The 22,941-nt window shown below is 60.2% G+C and carries 21 protein-coding genes; 3 read left to right on the forward strand and 18 right to left on the reverse strand.

What is annotated here, in order from left to right:
• Positions 1–3 precede the first annotated feature (3 nt).
• The 10 genes from DSM14862_RS13895 to DSM14862_RS13940 all read right to left on the reverse strand — a co-directional run bounded on the left by DSM14862_RS13895 (position 4) and on the right by DSM14862_RS13940 (position 10,264).
• Positions 4–663 carry an aspartate/glutamate racemase family protein gene (locus DSM14862_RS13895; RefSeq protein WP_007117904.1) on the reverse strand — a complete coding sequence of 220 codons (660 nt, stop codon included), beginning with the start codon at positions 661–663 and terminating at the stop codon, positions 4–6.
• The gene (locus DSM14862_RS13900) at positions 660–2,105 is read right to left on the reverse strand and encodes an amidohydrolase family protein (protein ID WP_007117905.1); all 1,446 of its coding nucleotides are present in this window, start codon (positions 2,103–2,105) and stop codon (positions 660–662) included. The genes DSM14862_RS13895 and DSM14862_RS13900 overlap by 4 nt, the downstream gene beginning before the upstream one ends.
• Complete coding sequence (locus DSM14862_RS13905) at positions 2,095–3,537, reverse strand: ABC transporter substrate-binding protein (RefSeq protein ID WP_007117906.1); 1,443 nt, start codon at positions 3,535–3,537, stop codon at positions 2,095–2,097. Before DSM14862_RS13905 ends, DSM14862_RS13900 begins: the two co-directional genes overlap by 11 nt.
• On the reverse strand, positions 3,534–4,568 hold the full coding sequence (locus DSM14862_RS13910) for an ABC transporter ATP-binding protein (protein WP_007117907.1): 1,035 nt from the start codon (positions 4,566–4,568) through the stop codon (positions 3,534–3,536). Before DSM14862_RS13910 ends, DSM14862_RS13905 begins: the two co-directional genes overlap by 4 nt.
• On the reverse strand, positions 4,565–5,560 hold the full coding sequence (locus DSM14862_RS13915; protein ID WP_007117908.1) for an ABC transporter ATP-binding protein: 996 nt from the start codon (positions 5,558–5,560) through the stop codon (positions 4,565–4,567). The genes DSM14862_RS13910 and DSM14862_RS13915 overlap by 4 nt, the downstream gene beginning before the upstream one ends.
• On the reverse strand, positions 5,560–6,432 hold the full coding sequence (locus tag DSM14862_RS13920; RefSeq protein ID WP_007117909.1) for an ABC transporter permease: 873 nt from the start codon (positions 6,430–6,432) through the stop codon (positions 5,560–5,562). Before DSM14862_RS13920 ends, DSM14862_RS13915 begins: the two co-directional genes overlap by 1 nt.
• 10 nt (positions 6,433–6,442) lie before the next feature.
• Entirely contained in the window at positions 6,443–7,408 is a 966-nt protein-coding gene (locus DSM14862_RS13925) for an ABC transporter permease (protein WP_007117910.1), read from the reverse strand.
• Between the two features lie 74 nt (positions 7,409–7,482).
• Entirely contained in the window at positions 7,483–9,042 is a 1,560-nt protein-coding gene (locus tag DSM14862_RS13930) for an ABC transporter substrate-binding protein (protein WP_007117911.1), read from the reverse strand.
• Between the two features lie 88 nt (positions 9,043–9,130).
• Complete coding sequence (locus tag DSM14862_RS13935; protein ID WP_007117912.1) at positions 9,131–9,523, reverse strand: VOC family protein; 393 nt, start codon at positions 9,521–9,523, stop codon at positions 9,131–9,133.
• A gap of 93 nt (positions 9,524–9,616) precedes the next feature.
• Positions 9,617–10,264 carry a GntR family transcriptional regulator gene (locus DSM14862_RS13940; RefSeq protein WP_007117913.1) on the reverse strand — a complete coding sequence of 216 codons (648 nt, stop codon included), beginning with the start codon at positions 10,262–10,264 and terminating at the stop codon, positions 9,617–9,619.
• A gap of 124 nt (positions 10,265–10,388) precedes the next feature.
• Here DSM14862_RS13940 and hydA point away from each other — a divergent pair, with 124 nt between their 5' ends.
• A complete protein-coding gene (gene hydA, locus DSM14862_RS13945) occupies positions 10,389–11,780 on the forward strand; it encodes a dihydropyrimidinase (protein WP_040700633.1) in 1,392 nt (463 codons plus the stop codon).
• A gap of 44 nt (positions 11,781–11,824) precedes the next feature.
• Here hydA and DSM14862_RS13950 read toward each other — a convergent pair whose 3' ends face one another.
• From DSM14862_RS13950 to DSM14862_RS13960, 3 genes are read right to left on the reverse strand one after another with little or no spacing between them, the layout of a single operon-like run.
• Complete coding sequence (locus DSM14862_RS13950) at positions 11,825–12,937, reverse strand: C4-dicarboxylate TRAP transporter substrate-binding protein (RefSeq protein ID WP_007117915.1); 1,113 nt, start codon at positions 12,935–12,937, stop codon at positions 11,825–11,827.
• A 28-nt stretch (positions 12,938–12,965) separates the two neighbouring features.
• On the reverse strand, positions 12,966–14,276 hold the full coding sequence (locus DSM14862_RS13955) for a TRAP transporter large permease (protein ID WP_007117916.1): 1,311 nt from the start codon (positions 14,274–14,276) through the stop codon (positions 12,966–12,968).
• Entirely contained in the window at positions 14,273–14,785 is a 513-nt protein-coding gene (locus DSM14862_RS13960) for a TRAP transporter small permease (RefSeq protein ID WP_050770315.1), read from the reverse strand. The genes DSM14862_RS13955 and DSM14862_RS13960 overlap by 4 nt, the downstream gene beginning before the upstream one ends.
• Positions 14,786–14,918: 133 nt before the next feature.
• On the opposite strand from DSM14862_RS13960, the gene DSM14862_RS13965 reads away from it, so the two are divergent.
• Complete coding sequence (locus DSM14862_RS13965; RefSeq protein ID WP_007117918.1) at positions 14,919–15,815, forward strand: LysR family transcriptional regulator; 897 nt, start codon at positions 14,919–14,921, stop codon at positions 15,813–15,815.
• Positions 15,749–16,684: an alpha/beta hydrolase gene (locus DSM14862_RS13970; RefSeq protein WP_131541659.1), complete on the forward strand. Its 936-nt coding sequence runs from the start codon at positions 15,749–15,751 to the stop codon at positions 16,682–16,684. The genes DSM14862_RS13965 and DSM14862_RS13970 overlap by 67 nt, the downstream gene beginning before the upstream one ends.
• Before the next feature lie 731 nt (positions 16,685–17,415).
• Here DSM14862_RS13970 and DSM14862_RS13975 read toward each other — a convergent pair.
• From DSM14862_RS13975 to nuoK, 5 genes are read right to left on the reverse strand one after another with little or no spacing between them, the layout of a single operon-like run.
• Positions 17,416–17,778: an NAD(P)/FAD-dependent oxidoreductase gene (locus tag DSM14862_RS13975; RefSeq protein ID WP_007117920.1), complete on the reverse strand. Its 363-nt coding sequence runs from the start codon at positions 17,776–17,778 to the stop codon at positions 17,416–17,418.
• 45 nt (positions 17,779–17,823) lie between these two features.
• Entirely contained in the window at positions 17,824–19,236 is a 1,413-nt protein-coding gene (locus DSM14862_RS13980) for an NADH-quinone oxidoreductase subunit N (protein ID WP_007117921.1), read from the reverse strand.
• A 3-nt stretch (positions 19,237–19,239) separates the two neighbouring features.
• Complete coding sequence (locus tag DSM14862_RS13985; RefSeq protein ID WP_007117922.1) at positions 19,240–20,727, reverse strand: complex I subunit 4 family protein; 1,488 nt, start codon at positions 20,725–20,727, stop codon at positions 19,240–19,242.
• A 1-nt stretch (position 20,728) separates the two neighbouring features.
• Positions 20,729–22,639, reverse strand: a complete 1,911-nt coding sequence (locus DSM14862_RS13990; protein WP_040700261.1) for an NADH-quinone oxidoreductase subunit 5 family protein — start codon at positions 22,637–22,639, stop codon at positions 20,729–20,731.
• The gene (nuoK, locus tag DSM14862_RS13995; protein ID WP_007117924.1) at positions 22,636–22,941 is read right to left on the reverse strand and encodes an NADH-quinone oxidoreductase subunit NuoK; all 306 of its coding nucleotides are present in this window, start codon (positions 22,939–22,941) and stop codon (positions 22,636–22,638) included. Before nuoK ends, DSM14862_RS13990 begins: the two co-directional genes overlap by 4 nt.

Raw genomic sequence — 22,941 nt, forward strand, 5'->3', positions numbered from 1 at the left:
CTCCTATCGTGTCTGTTGTAAGGCGACCCGGCCAATGGCCATGGCCGTCGCGGCTTGGCAGGGTTCAACCACGGGAATGCCAAGCTGTGTTTCAAGGTCGCTGCGAAAGGCGGTCATGCCAGCGCAGCCGAGGATCAGAACATCGGCACCGGCCCCATCGCGCAGGCTGGTGCCGACAGTCTTGAGCCGCTCGAAGGTGCGGGTCTCATCGGCCAATTCCAGCACGCCCAGTTCCAGCGGTTCATCACCCGCCAGCCGGTCCATCACGCCCATGGCACCGAAATACCGCATGTGACGGGGGATCGAGCGGCGCAGGATCGACAGGATGCCGAACCGTTGGCCAAGGGTCATGGCCGTCAGCACCGCGGCCTCGGCAATGCCAAGCACAGGGCGGCTCGATTGCTCGCGAAGGGCGGCAAGCCCGGGGTCAGAGAAACAAGCGACGACAAAGGCGCTGGCCTGATTTTCCAACGCGGCACAATGCGCGAGCATGGGCCCCACGACGCCATCAACATGCGCCTGCGTTTCGATCCCCGGCGGGCCTTCGGCCAGTGTGCGGGCGGTGATCGGCACAGGGCTGGCGGCGCGCATCGGATCAATTGCGCGGTCGATGCCTTGTGTCACATGTTGACTGCTGTTGGGGTTGATGATGTAGATCGTCATAGCTGGCTTTCCTTCCGGCCCCAAAAATCAGAAGGCAGCGCAAGATCCTGCGCGCTGCCCATCCGCTCGACCATCAACGCGGCCTCTGCGGCGGCATCGCGTAGCACTTCAGCCTCATCCAGCCGGGTGGCGCGGGCATCGCGCAGCACCATTTCGCCGCCGACCATGACGTTGCTCACATCATTACCATTGGCAAAGCAGACCAGCCGATGCGCAGGCATATTGCCCGGCTGTAGATGGGGTCGCGCAAGGTCAAGCGTAACGATATCCGCAGCCTTGCCGACTTCCAAAGACCCGATGCGCTCGTCCATCCCGAGCGCTTTGGCCCCGTCGATGGTACACATCTCTAGCACTCTGCCGATGGGCAGCACATCGGCGTCACGGAAGTGCCGACGGTGGTAGTGCATCGCCTGCTGCATGTGCCGAAACATATCGCCTGAGCGATCCGGTGCCGTGGCATCAGACCCAAGCACCACACAAACGCCAATCTCCATCATTTCAGTCGCCGGGCAGCGGCCTGCGATCGATGCATTGGCCGAGGGGTTATGCGCGATTTTGGTATCGGTTTCTGCCGCCAGAGCGATCTCATCGTCATGCAGATCAATGCAATGTGACAGCAGAGCGTCGGGCCCCAAAAGCCCAAGCGCCTGCGCCCGGCGGATGGAGCCCCGCCAATGGCCGTCCTGGGTAAAGATCAGCCCCTTGTCGCGCGCATAGGCGCGCACGGCGCGGCTTTGGTCGCAGGCGTCGGCATAGTCTTGGGCCGCCATATCGCGCTCATGTTCATCGCGCAGCACGGGGTAGAGCATGGCGATGTTGATCCGGCCCGCATGGGTGTTGTGCCAATCGTCGGCCACGGCTTTGCTTGTGTCGAACTGCTGCGCGAAGCTGACCGAATAGGGCCGCCGGTTGCCGCTCTCCCAATCTGCATAGGTCAGCGGATGCGGTGCGCGCGTGGGGCCGATGGCGACGACCGAGCGGGTGCCGACCTCAAGCACGCCGCGACAATGCGCGGCGGCATAATCGGGATGGTCGCTGCGCATGATCGTATCGCCACCGCCTAGCAGCGAAACCCCTGTGGTCACGCCAAAGCGCAACCGCTCCAACGCGGCCAGCCGCGCCTCGGCGTGCCAAAATTCGGGGGGCGAGACTTGTGTATAGACCTCGCCGCAGATCGCCTCCCACCGGTCGCCGCCATGCATCCCCATCGTTTTGATCAACCCGTGACCCGCATGGGCGTGGACATCGATTAGCCCGGGAAAGACAACATGGCCGGTGGCGTCGATCACCTCCGCCGCCTGCACCTGTTCGCCCAGTTCCGCCGCAGTGCCGATGGCGGTGATGATGCCATCCGATACGGCCACTGCGCCGTTCTCAATCACCCGGCGCGCCGGGTCCATCGTGATGACGGCGCCGCCGGTCAGAAGCGTATCAGCCTGCATGGGTGGTCTCCTCCAACAAAGGCAGTTGCGTCACATCAATCACCCCATCGGCAGGCATGGCGAAACCCGGATGCGTCCCCGCGATCCCGATCACCCGCAACGGATTGTAAAGCGTGAGCCAGGCCGGGTCGTCTTGCAGCAGCGCATAGGCTTGCCGCCAGATCTCGGCCCGGGCGGCGCGGTTGGTCGTGACGCGGCCCTCGTCGATCAGCGCCTCGATCTGCGGGTTGGCATAGCCCTGCCACCAAGACCCGGCGACACGGCTGTCGATCTTCTCAAAGAGCACGCGGTAGGTGCTCATCGGGCTGCTATCAAAGACACATAGGTCGCGTATTTCTTTGCGGCGGACCATATGGGCATAGTCTTCGCGTTCGGGGTGGGTATGGACGTCGAGCGCGATGTCCACCTCGGCAAGCTGCGCAGCCAGCGCCGCGGTAAGCCGTTCGGCCTCATCCGGCAGACGTGTGGGGCAATCCACCTCAAGCGTCACGCCACCGCCATGCCCGGCCTCAGCCAGCAGCGCGCGCGCTGTCTCACGGTCCATCTGCGCGCCCTGCCCCATGCCTGCGCCAAAATGGTTCGGGCTGACAAAGCCACGCAGGGGCCGGGCCGCGCCCTGCATGACCGTCTCGACAAGGGCCTCGCGGTCGACGGCAAGGCTTAGCGCGCGGCGAACGCGGGCATCCGCCAGCGGCCCGCGCGCGGCGTTGAGCAGATAGATGATCGCCACGGGAGAGAGAAACTCATGCCGCATGGTGCCGAGTGCGCGTGAGGCGCCGAAGTCCAACCCATTGGCGACCTGAACCGCGCCCTCCGCCAGCATCGCCTGACGTCGCGCTGCATCTGGCTCCAACAGCCAGGTGATCTCGGCATTGGCGGGGGTGCCGGAAAAATGCCCCGCGACGCGGGTGGCGCTAATGCGTTCTGGCGAGATCTGCGTGATCCGGTAAGGGCCGCTGCCGATCTGCGCGCTGTGATCGCCCGTATCCAGCGCGGCAAGACCCGAGGGCGCGACGATAAAGCCCTGCTCCAGCACATCCAGAAGATCGGCCATCGGCGCGGTCAGCGTGACGCGAAGCCGCGTTGGGTCCAGCACCTCTAGCTTTGCCTCGCCCAAAAACTGCCGCCAGACGGCGGGCGCGCCTAAGGTATAGCCCTTGTCCTCCCGTGCCATGCGCTCAAGCGAGGCAGCCACAGCAGCAGCATCGCAGGGCGTTCCATCGTGGAACTGCACGTCCGGCTCTAGCGAGAAAGTCCAAACCTTCGCATCCTCCGACACCTCCCAAGACCGCGCCAGCGCCGGGACAAAGCCCTGCCCCTCGCGTTTCACCAGCGTGTCATAGACCGCGTGCAACACCGTCAACTCATCCGTCGCATCGGTGCAGTCATGCGGGTCATGCAACCCCAGCCGTGCCTGTGCGATAATGGTCATGCGACATCCCTTTCCGGCTCATCAATCAAGTGGCAGGCGACGGTTTGCCCTTCGCCCACATCGCGCAAGGCAGGCCGCTCGGCGGCACAGCGGTCCCATGCAAAGGGGCAGCGGGTGCGGAAACAACAGCCCGAAGGCAGTGACAGTGCCGAGGGCACCTCGCCTGAAAGCTCAATCTCCTCCTTGTCGCGCTTTTCCTTGATGCTGGGCGCGGCAGAGAGCAGCGCGCGGGTGTAGGGGTGGCGCGGACGCGAGAAGAGCACGTCGCGCGGGGCGTTCTCCACCATGAAGCCCAAGTACATGACGCCGATTTTATCGGCGATGTGATGCACCACCGAGAGGTCATGGCTGATGAAGAGGTAGGCGAGGCCGAATTCATCGCGCAGGTCTTTCATCAGGTTGAGGATCTGCGCCTGAATCGACACATCCAGCGCCGAGACCGGCTCATCCGCGATGATCAGCCCCGGCGTGACCGACAGCGCGCGGGCGATGCCAATCCGTTGACGCTGCCCGCCCGAGAACTGGTGCGGATAGCGCCCGGCGTGTTCCGCGTTCAGGCCAACGCGGGCCAGAAGCGCTTCGATCTTCGCCGGAACCTCGCGCCGCTCGGCGGCAGTCGCGGTCTGCTGAAGCAGAGGTTCGGCCACGATGTCGCGCACCTTTTGGCGCGGGTTGAGCGAGGCATAGGGGTCTTGAAAAATCATCTGCATCTTGGCGCGAACTGGCAACATCTGCGCGAAACCATGGTCGGCTACATCTTCGCCGTCGATCCGCAACGCACCGCCAGTGGGTTTGTAAATCCGCGCAATGGTCTTGGCGACGGTCGATTTCCCGCAGCCGCTTTCGCCGACCAACGCCATGATCTCTCCGCGGTTGATGCTGAAGCTGACACCGTTCACCGCCCGCACCACCGGACGATCAAGTCGCGGCCCCTTTTTGCCAAAGCGCAGCCTGTCAAGCACCGAGCCGCCAAGGGAGAAATGCATCTCAAGATTGCGCACCTCGAGCATCGGTGCGGTGGCGTCGGTCATGCGGAATCTCCGGGGCTCAAGGGGAAGTGGCAGGCGGCGGAAAGCGATCCCCGCTGCGCGGAGAGGCTTGGCTCGACCTCGGCGCAAAGCGCCTGCGCGCGAGGGCAGCGGTCGCGGAAGTTGCAGCCTTTGGGCAGGTTGCGAATGTCCGGCACGGTGCCGGGGATCTGGGTCAGCCGTTCGTGGCGGTTCGACAGATCGGGGATGCTGTCGATCAGCCCGCGGGTATAGGGATGCGCGGGGGCTTCGATCAGCTCGCGGGTGCGCCCACGTTCGACCACATTGCCGCAGTAGAGCACCGTAATGTGGTCGGCCATTTCCGAGACCACGGCCAGGTCGTGAGTGACAAGGATCATCGAAGCGCCCTTCTCGGCGATCTGGCGGCGCATGAGTTTGAGGATCTGACTTTGAATGGTTACGTCGAGCGCGGTGGTCGGCTCATCTGCGATGATGAGCCGGGGCCGCGCCAGAAGGGCGATGGCGATAACGACTCGTTGGCGCATGCCGCCGGAGAACTGATGCGGATAGGCCTTGAGCCGCTCTTCGGCCTGACTGATGCCGACGCTTTCCAACATCTCAACACAAGCCGCATGACGCGCTCTGACGTCAAGATCGCTGTGCAGGCGCAGCACTTCGTCCATCTGCCGACCGACAGAGTGCAGCGGGTTAAGCGAAGTCATCGGGTCTTGGAACACCATCGAAATGTCACGCCCCCGGATCTCGCGCAGCCGCGCTTCGCCAGCTTTCACGAGGTCTTCGCCGTCGAGCAGGATCTCCCCGCCTTCGATCTTGCCGGGGCAGTCGATCAGCCCGAGGATCGAGAAACCGACGACAGACTTGCCGCCACCGCTCTCGCCCACCAGTCCCATGACCTCGCCCGCCGCGATGTCAAAGCTGACGCCGTTCACGGCCTTTACGGTGCCCGCGAAGGTGTGGAAATGGGTCCGCAAATCGCGCACTTCGAGCAGTTTTTTCGGTGCTGTGTCCGCCATTATTTCAACCTTGGATTCAGTTCGTCGCGCAGGAAATCACCAAAGAGGTTGATGCCGAAGACCAGCATCATGATTGCGACGCCGGGGAAGACGCTGGTCCACCAAAGGCCCGAAAACAGTACGTCAAACCCGTTTTTGATCAGCAGCCCCAGCGATGGCTGGGTGATCGGCACGCCCACGCCGAGGAAGGACAGCGAGGCTTCGATCAACACGAAGGTACCGACCTGAATGGTGGCGATAACGATGAGCGGCGTGAGCACATTAGGCAGCACATGTTTGCGGATGATCTTGGCATTGGGCAGGCCCGCGACCTTGGCCGCCTGCACATATTCCTTTTCGATCTCCGACAGGGTCGAGCCGCGCACGGTGCGGGCATAGACCACCCAACCCACCGCCGTCAGCGCGATCAGCACCTTATCGACGCCGGTGCCCACGGCGGACATGAGAAACAGAGCGATCAGGATCGACGGGAAGGACAATTGGATGTCGGCAATCCGCATGATCACGCTATCGACCAAGCCACCATAAAACCCGGCGATCAGCCCCAGCAGCGTGCCGATGACACAGGACGCAACCATCGCCACCAACCCGATGAACAGCGAAATCCGCGCGCCATAGAGGATCGACGCCCAAACGTCGCGCCCCTGCCCGTCGGTGCCGAGCCAGAACTGCGGGTCGCCACCGTCGAGCCAGACGGGCGGCTTGTAGCTGTCCATCAGGTTCAGCGCCGCAATGTCATAAGGGTTCTGGCTCACAACAAAGGGGCCGACCAGCACCGCCAGCGCAAAGAACGCCATCAGTGCGCTGCCGATCATTGCCGAGGAACTGCGCCGGTAGTTGTAGAAAAATTCGGATTGGAAGAATGCCGTCATGTCACCGCCCTCATTTCAGCGTGATGCGCGGGTCGATCAGCGTGTAGACGATGTCGACAAGGAAATTGATCACCACAAAGATCAGTGCGACCAGCATCAGGTAGACCACGATCACCGGGCGGTCGGCGCGGTAGATGCTGTCGATCAAGAGCTTGCCCATACCGGGCCAAGAAAAGATCGTCTCGGTGATGGTGGCAAAGGCGATGAGGTCGCCCAGTTGCAGGCCAAAGATGGTGATAACCGGAATGAGTGCGTTTTTCAGCCCGTGTTTATAAAGCACATCGCGGCGCGTTGCCCCTTTGGCGCGAGCGAACTTCATGAAGTCCTGCCGCCCGACCTCCATCATGCCTGCGCGGGTCATGCGCAGCAGGATCGCCATGGTGGCGAGTGAAAGAGTCACAGCGGGCAGAATGATGTGATGCCAGCCGTCTGCGGTCAGCAGACTGATGCGCAGGCCGAAAATCTCGGCAGTGTCGCCCCTGCCCGAGGAGGGAAAAATGCCCCAATGCACGGCAAAGAGAAAGATCAGCACCATGCCGACCCAGAAACCCGGCAGCGAAATACCCAAGAGCGAGCCTGCCATGATGGTGCGGCTGATGCGGCTGTCGGGGTTCGCCCCGGCATAGACGCCAAGCGGAATGGCCACCGCGAGGGCCAACGCCATGGCGACCAGCACCATCTCGACGGTTGCGGGAAGGCGTTCGAGGATCAGCGTCATCGCGGGCTGGCGGAAGACATAGGAGTTGCCAAAATCGCCCTGCAACAGACTGGTGATAAACCGCCAGTATTGCACCAGCAGCGACTGATCGAGCCCGAGGATACGCCGCGCCTGCGCGATCTCGGCATCGGTGGCGTCGATGGGCACGACCATGAACACCGGGTCGCCGGTGAAACTCATCATCAAAAAGACGATCACAGAGACGACCCAGAGCACGAGGCTCATCTGGATCAGGCGTTTCAGCAGATATCCGAACATCGGCGGCTACAGTCTTTCGGCAAGGGGAGGAAGACCCCGGCAGCGCTTGGCCGCCGGGGTCGCGGGGGCGTGGCTTATTCGGCCACGTCCATGTCGTAGGCCCAGATGAACTTATCCACGCGCGGCGAAAGGCTGACACCATCGCGTTTGGCATAGATGTCCTGCTCGTAGTGGACCGGGATCATCGGAATATCGGCCAGCAGGATTTTCGAGGCTTCCTGTAGATACTGGTCCCGTTCTTCGATGCTGGGCGTGGCGTCGGCCTTATCGACCAGCGCATCCAGTTCCGGGTTGGAGTAGGAGCCGCGGTTGACCTGCCCGTAGCCTTCTTTCTTGTCGCGGGTGTAGAACAGCGCGCCATACATCGAGCCCGCATCGCCCGCCGGCACATCCCAGCCCGACATGATAAAGCTCGATTGCTCCGTCGGCACGCGGATGTAGCCCCAGAAATTCGATTTGGGCATGATGTTCAGCTGCAGATCGATGTTGATCTTGGCCAGCATCGACGCCAGCGCCTGCGCGATCTGCGCGTCGTTGACGTAGCGGTTGTTGGTGGCGTCGAGCGTCATGGTGAAGCCGTCGGCATAGCCCGCCTCGGCCATCAGTTCCTTGGCCTTTTCGATGTCCACGGGGTACATCTCGCGGAAGCTCATGCCGTCGGCATAGCCGATGTGGCTTTCTGGAACGAATTGGTCACTGGGTGTCGCGAGCCCGTTCATGACGATCTTGTTGATCGCATCGGTGTCGACCGCGCGGGCGATGGCTTCGCGCACCCGCTGGTCAACCATCGGGTTGTCACCCTCAATGGTGGGCGATTTGGCACGGGTGTCCATCGCAAGCACGACGTTCAAGAGGCTCGGGCGGGTGACGACCTCAAAACCCTCTTCGCGTTTGACCCGGTCCACGTCGCGTACGGCGAGGTCTTGAATCACGTCCACCTCGCCGGTCAACAGCGCGGCAGTGCGGGTCGCCGGATTGGTGATCGGGCGGAAGGTCACCGTGTCGATCTTAGGCGCGCCGGCCCAGTAGCCGTCAAAGGCATTCAGGGTCAGTTTCTCTTCCTTGATCCACTCACCAAGTTTGTAAGGCCCGGTGCCCATCGGCTCGAGGTCCATCTTCTCGTCGCCGGTGGCTTCGGTGTATTCACTGTCGAGGATCAGCAATTCGGCCAAATCGTTGGGCAGCACCGCATAGGGCTTTGGCGTTGTGATTTCGACTGTCAGATCATCCACGGCGGTAATAGAGGCGATATTCGCGACCAGATCGGGGCGGATCGACTCTCGGGCTTTTTCGACAGTGAAAACCACGTCTTCGGCAGTGAAATCATTGCCGTTGTGGAATTTCACCCCCGCGCGCAGCTTGAACCGCCAAGTCGTGTCATCGACGTTTTCCCAGCTTTCCGCGAGGCCGGGACCAAAGGACAGATCGGCGCTGCGTTTCACCAGCGGATCATAGAGGTGGTAATACATGATGTTCGAGGACAGCTCTTCGCCCGCCAGCGGGTAAAGGTGGCTGGGGTCGGACGTCAGGCCGATGGTTACGGCCTTTTCGGCCAGCGCCACGCCCGCCGTGGTGGCCATCAAGGCCAGACCGAGGGCAGCGACACGCAGCGCGGTTTCACTCAGGTATTTCATCGCAGGTTTCTCCACTGTTGGATGGGGGACGGGGCCGCTTTTTCGGCCCTCTTTCATTGTTGTCTTGAGAATTTCATGAAAGCGCCGTTCAGTGCCCCGGGCGCGCGGTCTGGACCTCAATCTGGTAACCTTCGGGGTCGTTCATCGCGAAGGCGCGGATGCCCAGCTCGTCGCTGTCGAACATCTGGGTCAGACCGGGGACGGCATTGGCCTCGGCCCAAGCATACCAAGCATCCACATCCGGCACCCGCAGGCAAAGCTGCACGGTCTTTTTGTCCTGCCATTTCTGCATGCCGCGGGTTTCATCCACGAGGCCGACATGGGCTTGACCGTCAATGCGGTAGATCTTGGACCAGCCCTGATCGATGGCGAGCGTGAGACCCAACACGTCTTCGTAAAAGCGCATCGCTGTCGGCAGATCACGGTAGTACTGGAAGGTGATCGCCAGAACAATACCGCCCTCAGGTCGTTGCGCCTGCATAGAGTCCCCACTGCGTTCCTAATTGGTATCCATACGGTATACACTCGGAATGCTGAGTCAACCACCTTTGCGGTGGCGCTGCTTCAAGCGGGATCAGAATGGGTGATAAATGTGCGAAATGATCGATTTTCGAACATTACTGAGATGCAGCTTCATCGCAGCGCTGGCTGCTTCGGGTTCCCCGGCGATAACCGCGTCGATCAAAGCGATATGTTCCTCGCAACCCGGGACCAGACGATCGGGGATGGAACCTTGATCATACATACCGGTTTTGACCTTAAGACTTTCGATCAGCTCGAGCAAAAGATTGGAGCCAGCCATCTCGGCAAGGATGAAGTGAAGCCGCATATCGAGGGCCGAATGCTCTGCCGCCGTGGGGCGCGGGCCATCTATAAACCCTTGCATTTTATTGCGAATATCGCTCAATTCGGCGGTGGACTTGCCCGAAGACGCGGCTTTGCGTGACGCCTCACATTCCAGCAAGCTACGCACGTGGAGGATCTCCATAATCTCATTTAAAGACACGCTCGAAACAACCGGCGCGCTGCCCGCACTGCGCTTGGCAAGGCCCTCGCTGACCAATTGGCCGATCGCCTCGCGCACTGGTGTGCGCGACACGCCCAGATGGTCCGCAAATTTCTTCTCGCTCAACCGGGTGCCCGGCTCTAACGTTCCATCAAGGATCATCGCCTTCAGCCGCTTAAAGGTGGTATCCCCCAGCGTCTCTGTCTTATCGGCCATGTCACCTCCCTTTGGCGTCTAATACGCCGCCCCACGCAATATGTCTTTAAACGGTATACCAAATGGTATACGCACGGCATAACTATTTTCAACGTCGTTGACACAGCATATCGTCGAGGTCGCCATGCAAAGCAAACAGATTGATACCATCATTCGCGGCGGCACTGTTGTGACCCCATCTGGTAAGGCGGTTCGGGACATCGCCATTTCGGAGGGCAAGATCGCAAAGCTGGGCGAGGCCATTGCCTCTTCGGCCCCTATTGAAATTGATGCCCGCGGGCTGCTTGTCCTACCGGGCGGCGTCGACACCCACTGCCATATCGAACAGATGTCCGGCGCCGGGCTGATGAACGCCGACACATTCCGCAGTGCCACCCGTTCCGCCGCGATGGGCGGGACGACGACGACCGTCTCATTCGCGGCACAACATGCGGGCCAGAAAATGCGGCAGGTGGTCGGGGACTATGCCGCGCTGGCTGAAAAGGGCGCGGTAATCGACCATGCCTTTCACATGATTGTCGCCGATACCGGCAACGGCAACCTGGCACAGGACATTCCCACATTGATCGCCGAGGGGCATCGTTCAATCAAGATTTTCACGACCTACGCAAAAGTGCGCCAAGATGACAAATCAATCCTCGACATCCTCGCCTTGGCCCGCGACGCGGGCGCGCTGGTTTGCTTCCACGCTGAGAATGACGGGCTGATCGGCCATATGACCGAAAAGCTACTGGCCGAGGGCAAGATCGCGCCGAAATACCACGCTGCCTCCCACCCCCGCGCGGCCGAGGTTGAGGCCATCGACCGGATGTGCCGCTTTGCCGAATTCACCGGGGCGCGGATAATGATCTTTCACGTCTCGACCCGCGAAGGGGCCGAGATCATCCGCGCGGCCCGTGCCCGTGGCGTAAAGGTGCAGGCCGAGACCTGCCCGCATTACCTGTTTATGACCGAGGACATTTTGGAGCGCGAGAACCCGGCCCGCTTCATGTGCTCCCCCCCGCAACGTAGCCTCGACGACCAAGAGGCGCTTTGGGACGCCATGGCCGATGGCACGATTGAGCTCATCACCTCGGACCATGCGCCCTACCGCATGGATGCGAGCGGCAAGTTCGCCCATGGCAAGGACGCCCCCTTTAATCAAATCGCCAATGGGATGCCGGGGTTGGAAACGCGCTTGCCGCTGATGTTCAACGCTATGGTGAGCGAGGGGCGCATGGGGGTTGAGGCTTTCGCACAGCTGACCGCCACCGCCCCTGCTCGGGCCTTTGGTTTGGCCGGCAAAGGTGCGATTGTCGAAGGGTTCGACGCGGATCTGGCGGTATGGGATCCGGAACTGTCATATACCTATGGCGCCGATGATCTTCATGACAACACAGGGTACAATCCCTTTAAGGGCACCACTGTCAAAGGCCTTCCGCGCCATGTCTTCTCACGCGGGGAAATGCTGGTGCGCAATCGGACCCTTATGACAGAAGCGCCTCGTGGGTGCTGGCAGCCGATGAGCGCCGGATAGGGGCGCCTTCGCAGCGCCCCTGCCCTTTTGCGTAGTCTTGAGGCTTAGTTCATGCCGTAGGTTGCACGGTCCAGCTTGTCGTAGATCTCTGCCTTCGCCAGCGCGGCCAACGCATCGGTGTCGCTGTGATCCACATCTGCCAGCAGCTCGGCCCAGCGGTCCACAATGCGCTTGTAGTCTTCCAGCAGCGCTTCGGGGTTCTCGATACCGCGGCCCTTGGCGTTTTCAATCAGCACAGCTTCATCCGCTTTCACGAATTCCGCCAGCGCATCTTTGAGCGCCTGATCCGGCTCGAAGACTTCTAGGCCGCCTTCTTTGGCAGCAGAGACGGCTTTTTCGACATCCTTGTCGAACTCAACCCGGTGCTGGGCCAAGTAATAGGCCATCTGGTCAAACAAAACGTCGCGCGACTCTCGCGACAGACCCTGCCAGAACGTCGGATTATAGCCCCATTCAAAACCCGCGTAGTAGTTTCCCACGGCCAGCATGTTCAGATGCGTGACCACATCGGAAAGAGAGAAGGAATCCAGCGCATCGGCAGCCGCCACGGCACAGTCGAGCGACCCTGTGTCGAGGCCGGTGTACATCTCGCTTGAGGGGATCGACACGGGCACGGCGCCCACATGCTCGGCAAAACGCGACCATGCGCCGCCCGCCATACGCAAACGCTTGCCTTGGATGTCCTCATAGGTGGCCACGGGCGTGTTGCACATCATGTAATATTCCGAGGTCGAATAGCCGCCGCCAAAGACCACACCGTTGTCTTTCCACTCGGCCAGCGCGGCCTCGTTGGTCAGGCCAAATTCGGTCGAGGCAAAGGCCATGACCATCGGGTCAGTATTGTAGAAGGCAAAGTTGCCGATCAGGTTCGCGACCGGAAGCTCGGACGGGGTGTAGGTGCCTGCGTGATAGGTCACCTGCGCCACGCCGTCGCGCACACCCTGCAAAGAGGCGGCGGGCGGCAGCAGCGAGCCGCCGGCGAAGACGGTGAAGTTCACGTCACCCTTGGTTTCTTCAGCCACGCGCTCGGCGAATTCCACATAGGGCCCGCGGACCATCGAATGGCGCTCTGCAAAGAAATGGTTCGCGTTCTGGGCTGCGGCAACGGTGCCAAGGCCACAGGCCGCGAGGGCCAAAAGGGATGTGTTCAGTTTCATAGTGTCGTCTCCTCCGGTTGAAATTGCGTCACTGCGCCATGAGCGAGGGCAGGAACAGGCTGATCGCGGGAAAGGCGATCAGGATAAAAAGTGTCACGATGTCCATGGCGATGAACCACGTCGTGCCCGAGATAATGTCGCGCAGCTTTACCTCGCCCGAGAGCGCGCTGTGCAGGACGTAGAGGTTCAGCCCAACTGGCGGTGTTACCAAACCGATCTCCAAAAGCTTGATACAGATGATACCGAACCAGATTAGGTTGATGTCTGCGGCTTCTAGCACCGGGAGCAGGATCGGCAGGGTCAGCAGGATCAGACCAATTGAGTCGATTACCATGCCCAAGATTATGAAAAGTGCTGCGATCATAAGAATGATCACGATCTGATTGTCAGAGACCGCCAACATCGCGTCTGTCAGCGCACGCGGTACGCCCGACAGGCCCATGAATCGGGTGAACATCACTGCCCCAATTGACAGAAAGAAGATTGAAGATGTCGCCAGCGTCGTCTGGCGGATCGCCTCGGCCAGTGCTTTGCGGGTCAGCGAGCGGCGCAGCAAAGCGACCGTCGCGGCGAGGAAAGCGCCCACGGCACCGGCCTCGGTCGGGGTGAAGAATCCGCCGAAAATGCCACCCAAGACGCCCAGCACAAGCACCGGGAACGGCCAGACCGACCAGATCAGACGGAACAGCTGCGCACGGTCGATCCGCTCAACAAGGGGCGGTGCCAACGACGGCGTGATGGTGGCCCGCACGGTGATCATCGCCATGTAAACGAGCGCAGAGAGCACACCGGGAATGACACCCGCAATGAACAGCTGGCCAATCGATTGCTCGGTGAAAATGCCATAAAGGACCATCAGGATCGACGGCGGAATGAGCGAGCCAAGCGTGCCCGAGGCCGCGACCACGCCGGTGGCCAGCGACGGGTGGTACTTCGCCTTCAACATTTCTGGCACGGCGATTTTCGACATGGCCGCCGTCGTTGCGATGGACGAGCCGGAGGCGGCAGCAAACAGGCCACAAGCCCCGACGCTGGCCGACGCCAGCCCGCCCGGCACCCGCGCCAGCATCACGCGCAGCAGATCGAAAGCGCCTGCTGTCAGCCCGGTGTTGGCGGCGATAAAGCCCATAAAGAGGAACATCGGGATCGCGGTTAGCGACCAGTCCCCAATTAGGTTGAACGGCATGGCGCTGACGATGCCAAGCGCGGCTTGCAGATTGAACATGATGGTGATGCCGACAAAGGACACCGCCATCAGCGCTGTGCCGATGGACATGCGAAAGGCCAGCAGACCAAACAGAGCGCCAACACCGATCCAACCAATGACAAGATTGCTCATGACATGCCCCCATCAAGGTCGGACTGGGTGACAGGCTGTCCGCGCAGCACCAAACCGGCACGCAGCAAAGCGGCAAAGCTGGCAAGGCCAAAGCCAAGCGGTAGAACCATGCGCGACGGCCAAACGATGACCTCGCGCCCGCCCATCACCACTTCGCCCACACGCAGCGCCCGCATGGCATCAAGCCCCGTGCGCCATGTCATCACGGCAAGAATGGCAGCAGCGGCAAGGCAGCTAAAGATCAGCGCGAGTTTTTGAAGCCAGTCCGGGAAGTGATTGAACAGAAGGTCGACCGAAATCTGCTGGTCCTGCATTTCAACAAAGGCCATCGGCAGCATGACCAGCGCGACCATATAGTAATAGGACGACATCTCGACCGTGCCTTGAATAGGCGCGTTCCACACAAGCTTTGCTACGACATCGGCCACGATATTCAGCATCATTGCGATGACGCCAAAGCCGCCGATGAACATCAGCCATGAGCATATTCTGTTAAACAGCGTCAGCATCGGGCCTCCTCCCCCATACCAAGACGGGATCTGGGCCCGTTATTCCGATTCAACCTCACCGCTCGGGGGTCAGTTGACAAATAGCGATGGTTGATCGAGTGATAACGAAACGCGATCAACTAGGATGAGGCGCATGAACGACAGCATTAAGCCCACGCGGCTCGACCTTCGGCATCTGCGCTATGCGCTAGCCGTGGCCGATGCCAGCGGGTTCCGCGCCGCCGCAGAGACGCTCAATATCGCGCAGCCCGCGATTTCGAAAGCTGTAAAGGACACGGAAACCGATCTGGGCTTTCGCATTTTTGACCGCAGTGGCCCGCGCGTTGTGCCCACCCCCGAAGGCGCGGTTTTCCTTGAAGATGCACGCCAGACGGTCGCGCAGTTCGAGCGCACGATCCGCGCCTCGCGCAGAAATGCTGCTGGCGCGCGCGGGCATATCATCGTCGGTTACTCAGCCCTTGCCACCTCGCGGCAAATCTCTGAAGCGCTGGATGCATTTCATCGTAGTGTGCCGGGTGTGCAGGTTGAGATGCATGTGATGTCTACTGATAACATGCTGAAAAACTTGAAGTCTGGCCAGATCGACCTCGGTTTTCTGCTCTCTCATCCCACCGTCGGCGCGCCGGGTATAGACCAGATGCCGGTCTGGCGCTCGCGCATCGGTGTGGTCGCTCCCGCTGGTGAGATGCCTTCAGAAGTCAAGGATTTGGAGAGCACGCCCTTTGTCATGGGACTGCGGGAAAACTGGCGCTCTTGGCGCGCCCTTCTGGACAGCGCATGTGATCAGGTCAACCTCGCCCCTGTAGTGGTAGATGAGGCTTGGGACGTGCAGGTGATCTTGCAACGCGTGGCCGAGCGCCGCGGTATGACGTTTTTTCCGATGAGCATGGCCGACAGCCTGCCCGCCGCCTTAACATTGGCGCCGGTTGCCGGGCTCGACGCAGAGGCAACGATCTCCATGGCGTGGAGCCTCAAGGCGGATACCGGGCTGCTGCGCCAATTCCGCAATCACTTCCCGCCCTTGGGCTGATCGCGTTCGGTTATCGCACGATACCGCAAGTCTATTTGCGTCTCCGCCCCATAGCGCGATTTTATGCGCCTATGGAACAAACACCGATTGCACCCTTCGACCTGCCAGAAGCGCAGCCTTTTTTTCTCGAAGGGAGCAAAACCGGTTTCCTCTTCTTCCATGGGTTCACCAGCACGCCGCAAAGCGTACGAGAGGTCGCTCATCAGGTTCACGCGACGAGCGGTGCCACCGTATATTGCCCGCTGCTGGCGGGGCATGGTGAGACCCCTGCGGTCTTGGCAAAGACGGGACAAGCCGACTGGGTGGCCTCCGCCGAAGCGGCTCTCGAAACCCTGTGGTCCCGCTGCACGCAGGTGATCGTTGGCGGCCTTTCGTTGGGGGCGACGCTGTCGCTCAACCTCGCGGCCCGGTTCCCAGAAAAGATACACGGCGTGGTTAGCATCAATGGCTCAACTGGCCTCTATCGTCCTGAGGTGGTCGCGCCGCTATACGAAACGAAAGGGACCAGTTTTATCGCTGGGATCGGATCCGATATCGCCGAGCCGGGTATGACCGAGGTCTGCTATGACCGCATTCCCCAAATAACGCTGAAAGAGCGCTTTCTCTTGACCAATGCCACCGGTGCGCTGCTGCCATTGATACGACAGCCTATCTTAATACAGCAATCGCGCCGCGATAACGTTGTAGACCCCAAAAACGCGCCTCGCATTGCCACATCGGTGGGGTCGAGCGAGATCCATCTCCTCTGGTTAGAGCGATCTTATCACGTCGCAACATTAGATTATGACCGACGGCTAATCGCTGATCGGATTAGTGAATTCCTGAGCCAGTCGAAGTTTGGCCATTTCGGGACACAAACTCCAGCGTGATTCTTTGTTCAAGGTAGCCTGAGATGCTACTGGACATATCGCCTCCAAGACGCGCGGCGATTAAAGATCACAAACTTAGCGCTCGCTGACATTGAAAGTTGCTGACATTTGCACGTTCCGATCTTTACTGCGGGTCGAAGGGCCTCAGCGAGTTACTGACCTGATATTTTGCGTTCGCAAACGATCGCGTTTCCACAGGATGGACAGGAAGGAGCCATTCGCTGCACGAGCGCGGTAAGATTGGGCCGAAGGCACCAGCCGACATTCAAACGGTAACGACTTGAAGATCCCTTCTGCGGTGCGGCAGGCAGTTCTGAGCCCACTTTACCGGATGCTGCGATCCGCACCAGCGAACGCTTAGGCCGACGGCTTTCTGGAGAGATTCGAAATAAAACGTCCGTCCATTACCGCAAAACCCAATGAGACAATGGCAGAGCTAATCCATGCTTCAGGCCCCATTGGTTAGCCACGGAACTGCACCCCAAACCTATCGCGAAAGATGGAATAGGCAAGGTGACCAGCAATGGATTAGCTGTCCCAACTCGAACAAGAATGGCAAATTACGAAATGTATGCCAGTGCCGTCGGCAATGCGGCCATGCCCAGTAGCATGCTGCTGGTTCGTTCATGTCGTTCATGCCTGCCATGCCCAACACACCGATCCGTTTGCCGCGAACTTCATAAGCGTCACATATCGGGCAATAGCGGATAAGCCCGCGCGACAGACCGAGGTCATGATCCTGTTTTGAAAGTGGCGGGCCATGGTTGATCACGCCGGAGGCCAATATAACGGTCCGTGCAGTGGTGGTGCCATTTGCGGTCGTCACACGGAATGCGCCATCTTTTTTTGGGAATCTCCAGCACCTCATCATTGATGATCTCTGCGCCATAAATTTCGGCATGGGATTGCATCCATCCAAGCAGGTCCTCGCCCGAAATGCCGTCAGGAAAGGGAGCGAGATTGTGCGTCTTGGGTATTTTCAGCGCCCGTCCTTCGCGCGCATCGAAGACCATGACCTCGCGCAGAAAGCGGGCAAGGTAAAGTGCGGCGGTAAGACCCGCTGGCCCGCCACCGATGATGAGGCAGTCCTTCATCTCGTTTATCCTATGAAATCTTGTTAAATTTGCCACATGATGCAGTTATCCCGGCAATAGCTGGCTGAGTTGAAAGGCTGTGAACGCGCTTCCAGCCAACACGGCTCCGCCGATCACGAAAATGCCCCCGATCAACACTGCCACACCACTTGAGCGATCAAGCACAGCGATCTCCTCAGGCGGCGCGTTGAAATATGCGCGACCCATCACCCGCGCATAGTAGAACAGCGACGCAACGGTATTGGCAGCTGCAACCACCGCGAGCCAACTATAGCCGCCGTCGATCGTGGTCATGAACAGCGCCAGTTTGCCCAGAAATCCGACTGTTGGCGGAATGCCCACCAGAGACAGGAAAGAGACCACCAGTACTGTCGCCACGATAGGGCGCCGCTTGGCCAAGCCGTCGTAGTCGGCGATAGCCGTGCGCCCGCGTAGGTATGCCACGACTGCGAAGGCAGCGAGATTGCCTATCGCATAGCTGGCTATGAAGGCCAGCAGGGCACTCAGCGCATCTGGACTAAGCCCCAGAACGGTGACGGCCATCAATACGTAGCCTGCCTGTGCCACCGAGGACCAGCCGATTAGCCGGCGGATATCATCCTGCCAAAACGCGGCCAGATTGCCCAAGGTCATTGTCGCTGCGGCTAAAATCGCGATCAGCGGGCGCAGGCCAAGAAATTCCGGGGGCACAAGCTGTACGAGGCGAGCCAATGCGATGGCCGCGCCGATCTTGGGCACGACCGTCAGGAATGCGGCTGAAGGGACCGGTGCGCCTTCGGCCACATCGGGCAACCATGCATGCGCGGGTACTGCACCCAGTTTGAACGCGACGCCGGTTAGGGTTAGCGCAAATCCGACGAAGAGCAGCGGGGAATGCCCAGTGCCGAGCCTTAATGAAGCAGCAATATCTGCGTATCCAGTGCTCCCCAAGAGTCCCAGCATTAAGGTGACCCCGGTAATCAGCAATGCGTTTGCCAGCGCGCCCATGAGGAAATATTTCATGCCAGCTTCGACGGACAGCGCCCAGTCGCGGTGCCACGCGGCCAGCGTGTAGCCGGTGACAGAAGACAGCAGCACCGCGATAGTGAGTTGTAACAGGTCTCCGGCACCGGCCATTGCCATAGCCCCAAGCGCACCAAGCAGGAGGATCGTATAATATTCTCCATGGCGTGGATCGGTGCGGAACCAGCCCGGTGCCAGGAGAATACAAAAGGCCGTGCCCAACAGGATCATCAATCGCGCCCAAAGGCTGGCTCCGTCCAGCGCCCAAGTTCCTGAAAAGGTGAACCGGGTTTCCCCCAATTGCCCCAGAACCAAAACAATGGCGACGGCAATGCCTGCGAGGGCGATGAGTGCCGACCCCGCCTGCATCCGGCGGGGCGCAAAGGCCGCAAACAGCAGCGCCAACACTGCCGCCACGATGATCGCGATCTCAGGGGATACGTCGCCGATTGGCACCGGTCAGCTCCCTATTATGGCAGAGGAGGCGCTGCCGATCAGATCAAGCAACCAGCGCGGATAGATGCCGATCAGAATGACCAGCGCCAAGATCGCTGCGAGAATGCTGCCTTCACGCAAGCTGACATCGGCAAACCCCTCGCGCGCTTTTGGCAGGTCACCAAAGAACACCTGTTGCAACAGCCGCAGAAAGAGTGCGGCAGTAATGAGAATGCCCAGCAGACCAATCGCAGCGATCACCGGAAAGACGGCAAAGGTGCCGACAAAAATCTGCACTTCCGCTACAAAACCGGCCAACCCCGGCAACCCGAGGCTGGCAAAAGCCGCAATCACGGCAGCGACTGTCAGTCGAGGAGCCACTTTAGCCAGCCCGCCGTAAGCATCCATGTCATAGGTCCCACTGCGCGCCCAGAAGCCACCGGCAATCAAGAAGAGCGCGCCGGTGATTAACCCGTGCGCGACCATTTCGACCACCGCACCGGTCAAAGCCATTTCGCGCGCGCCTTCTGCGCCGTTCAACAAGGCTCCTGCGGCGGCGATGCCCAAGACGGTATAGCCCATATGATTGACCGACGTGTAGGCGATGCGCCGTTTTAGGTCGGTTTGCCCCAAGGCGACAATGGCCCCCCACAGGATAGAAGCGAGTGCCACGATCGCCAGTGGCAATGCATAATCGGCGAAGGTTTCGCGCATCATCTGAAAGGGGATCCGCACAAGCCCATAGGTCCCCATCTTCAGCAAGACGCCAGCGAGGATGGCCGACACCGGCCCCGGTGCCATGACGTGCGCAGGTGGCAACCATGTGTGAACCGGAAACAGCGGGGCTTTGACGGCAAACCCCAGAACGAAGCCCAAAAGGATCAAACCGCCCCGCAAATCCATCTCTGCCAATGGCTGCGCAGCAATCAAAGCGCGCATGTCAAACGTGATTGGGTCAACTGTCAGCACCAGCCCGATAATCGCCAGCAAAATCGCGAGGGACCCCGCCAACGTGTAGATAAAGAACTTGAGCGCCGCACCTTGGGCGTCACCATGGCCCCACCGTCCGATAAGGAAGAACATCCCGACGAGGCTGAGATCAAAGAAGACATAGAAGATCAGCAAATCGAGGACCATGAACAGGCCCAGCGACACCGACTCCAGAAACAGAAACCATGCATAGTAGGCGCGGGGACGTTCAGGGTTCTCCATCGGCCATGCAATGCAAGCGATAAAGAGGACGCCGCTCATCAACGAGAGCGCCAATGACATGCCATCCACGCCCACGCGCCAGAAGACACCGAGCGCGGGTATCCAAGGGGCCTCCGCATAGGCCTGAAAGGCAGGGGCCGCTGAGCTTGTGTCAAACTGGTACCAGACGATTAGAAGCAGCAAGAACGACAATGTCGAGGTTGCGACCGCGATGATGCGGGCAGCGGCATGGCCGAGACTGGGCAGAACGGTCAGAGCCAGGGCGCCCAGCATCGGGATTAGGATGGTGAGTGTCAGCATGTCATGCTCCTGCAGCGAGAATGGCGATCACGGCGATGACGCCGCCGATAATGTAAGCGTAATAGTGGTGAGAGAGCCCGGTTTGCAGGCGGCGAATGTCGCGGCCTAACATACCGGTCAGGCGCGCACTGCCTTCGGGTATGCCATCAGAGATCGTCTCCCCGAAACGGTCGCTGACCTGAGCGAGCCAGTCGCCAAATGCAGCAGTGTTCCGGATACCCTGATCAACAACACGGTTGTCCACCTCCGCGATAAAAGCCGCCCCTTTGCGGCCCATGAAAGCGACCCCACGAGGCCCCGCGTCAATGAGAGTGTCGTCAATCCAAGCCGCTGTTCGGGCAAGCGCATCTATGGGGCGCACAACGTCGATGGTGATCAACTTGGGCAGCCCGAGCCAATCTGAGGCGGCAGCAGTGGCACCGCTTGTTCCGAGCGTAGGGTGCCGCCGCACCAGATAGACGCCGCCCAAGACACCGGCGGCGACAAAGGCCAGCGAAAGGCCAAGCATCAAAGGGCTGCCTTTGGGGAGCGTCATGGCCAATAGGGCGGCAAGTGCCTCAGCCAGGGGCGGATACCACAGAAGGCTTGTTGTCAGCGTTAATGCAGCGAGGATACCCAGTCCGATGGTTTCCACCCTGTCAGGCACCTCGATTGACCGCTCGTCATCGCCGCGCCAGCTAAATGCCAGCAACAAGAAGCGCGTCGTATAGGCCGCGCTCAGTGCGCCGCCGAGCATCACTGCGATTGGCAGCCAATACCCAGTATGTTCAACCGCTTTAATGATTTCTTCTTTACTCCAACCGCCGCCCGCGGGTGGCATCCCGGCAAGCCCGACGGCTGCTATAGCTGTAAGCCCCCCGACGATTGGCATCGTTTGGCCCAGCATCATTTTATCCAGGCGGTAGCTCCCCGCAGCATCCCCTGCGAGGCCCGCCGAAAGGAAAAGCGGCGCTTTGAATGTGGCGTGGACAATCAAGTGCAGTACCGCGATCCCCGGATACCCCGCACCGACTGCAACGAACATAAATCCGAGATGGGCTGAGGTGGACGCCGCAAGCAGCCGTTTGGCGTGGTTCTGCAAAACCCCGGTGACCCCTCCCGCCAGAGCAGTGATCAAGCCGATCAAGATCGCCGCGACGCTAAACCCGGGAGCGAGGGACAAGGATGGCTCAAGACGCGCGATGATATAGGCACCGGCTGCCACCAGCGTCGCCGCATGGAGAAGCGCCGAGACCGAACTGGGGCCAGCCATCGCCCGAAACAGCCAGGGCGAGAAGGGAACCTGTCCGGCTTTCGAGGCCGCCGAAAGAAGGATTCCAAAGGCTACGATCCACTGAAACGTGCCTTCGAGCGTTGCGATGCCGGCATAATCGAAAGACCCCGTGGCGGAGTAGAGCGCCATTGCAGCGGCAAAAAGTCCAAGGTCACCGAAGCGCGTCATCACGAAAGCATAAAGGCCCGAACGCGGATTTTCGATGTCGCGCCACTTGTGCGAGATCAGCGCCCAGGAACAGGCGCCAATTAGCTCCCAGCCGATAAGCAGCGTCAAAAGATCATCGGCGACGACAACCAATTCCATACCGCCTGTGAACAGGATCATGATGCCAGTTAGCCGCCCCAGCCCATGCGCTTGTTCATGCTGTGTGGCATGAAAGACAACAGCAAGTGCTATGGCGGGAACCATGAGAGCCACCGCCGCTGAGATCGGCGTGAGAGAGGCGGTAAGCCGGAGTGCATCCGACCAGATCAAGTACGCGGTCCATTCTTGTGCGACGGCAGCTAACGCCAAGACGAAAGTTCCGCCAAGCACGGCCACTGCCAACCCTCCAAGCCAGCCGCGCGACCGATCACCCATCACCGCAATGAACACGCCTGACAAAATCGGTAGAAGGGGGAGTAGCCAAAGCGTCATTCTTTCAGCGCCCCGAGCGCTTCAATCACGTCCGCTTGACGCTTGCGATAGACGGCAACAACCAAGGCAAAGCCGATTGCCAGTTCGACTGCCATCACCGCCATGATCAGGATCGCAAGCAATTGTCCCTCAGGCGCACCTTCAAGGGTAAAGGCCCAAAATCCGACAGCCGCGAGTAGGGTGCCATTTAGCATCAACTCCAAGCCCATCATCAGCATTACAAAGGATTTCTGTGACAACGCACCGAACAGACCGATGCCAAAGAGCGCCGACGCGACAATCAATATGGCTGTTAACGTCAT

This window comes from Sulfitobacter indolifex (assembly GCF_022788655.1).
Taxonomy (GTDB): Bacteria; Pseudomonadota; Alphaproteobacteria; order Rhodobacterales; family Rhodobacteraceae; genus Sulfitobacter; species Sulfitobacter indolifex.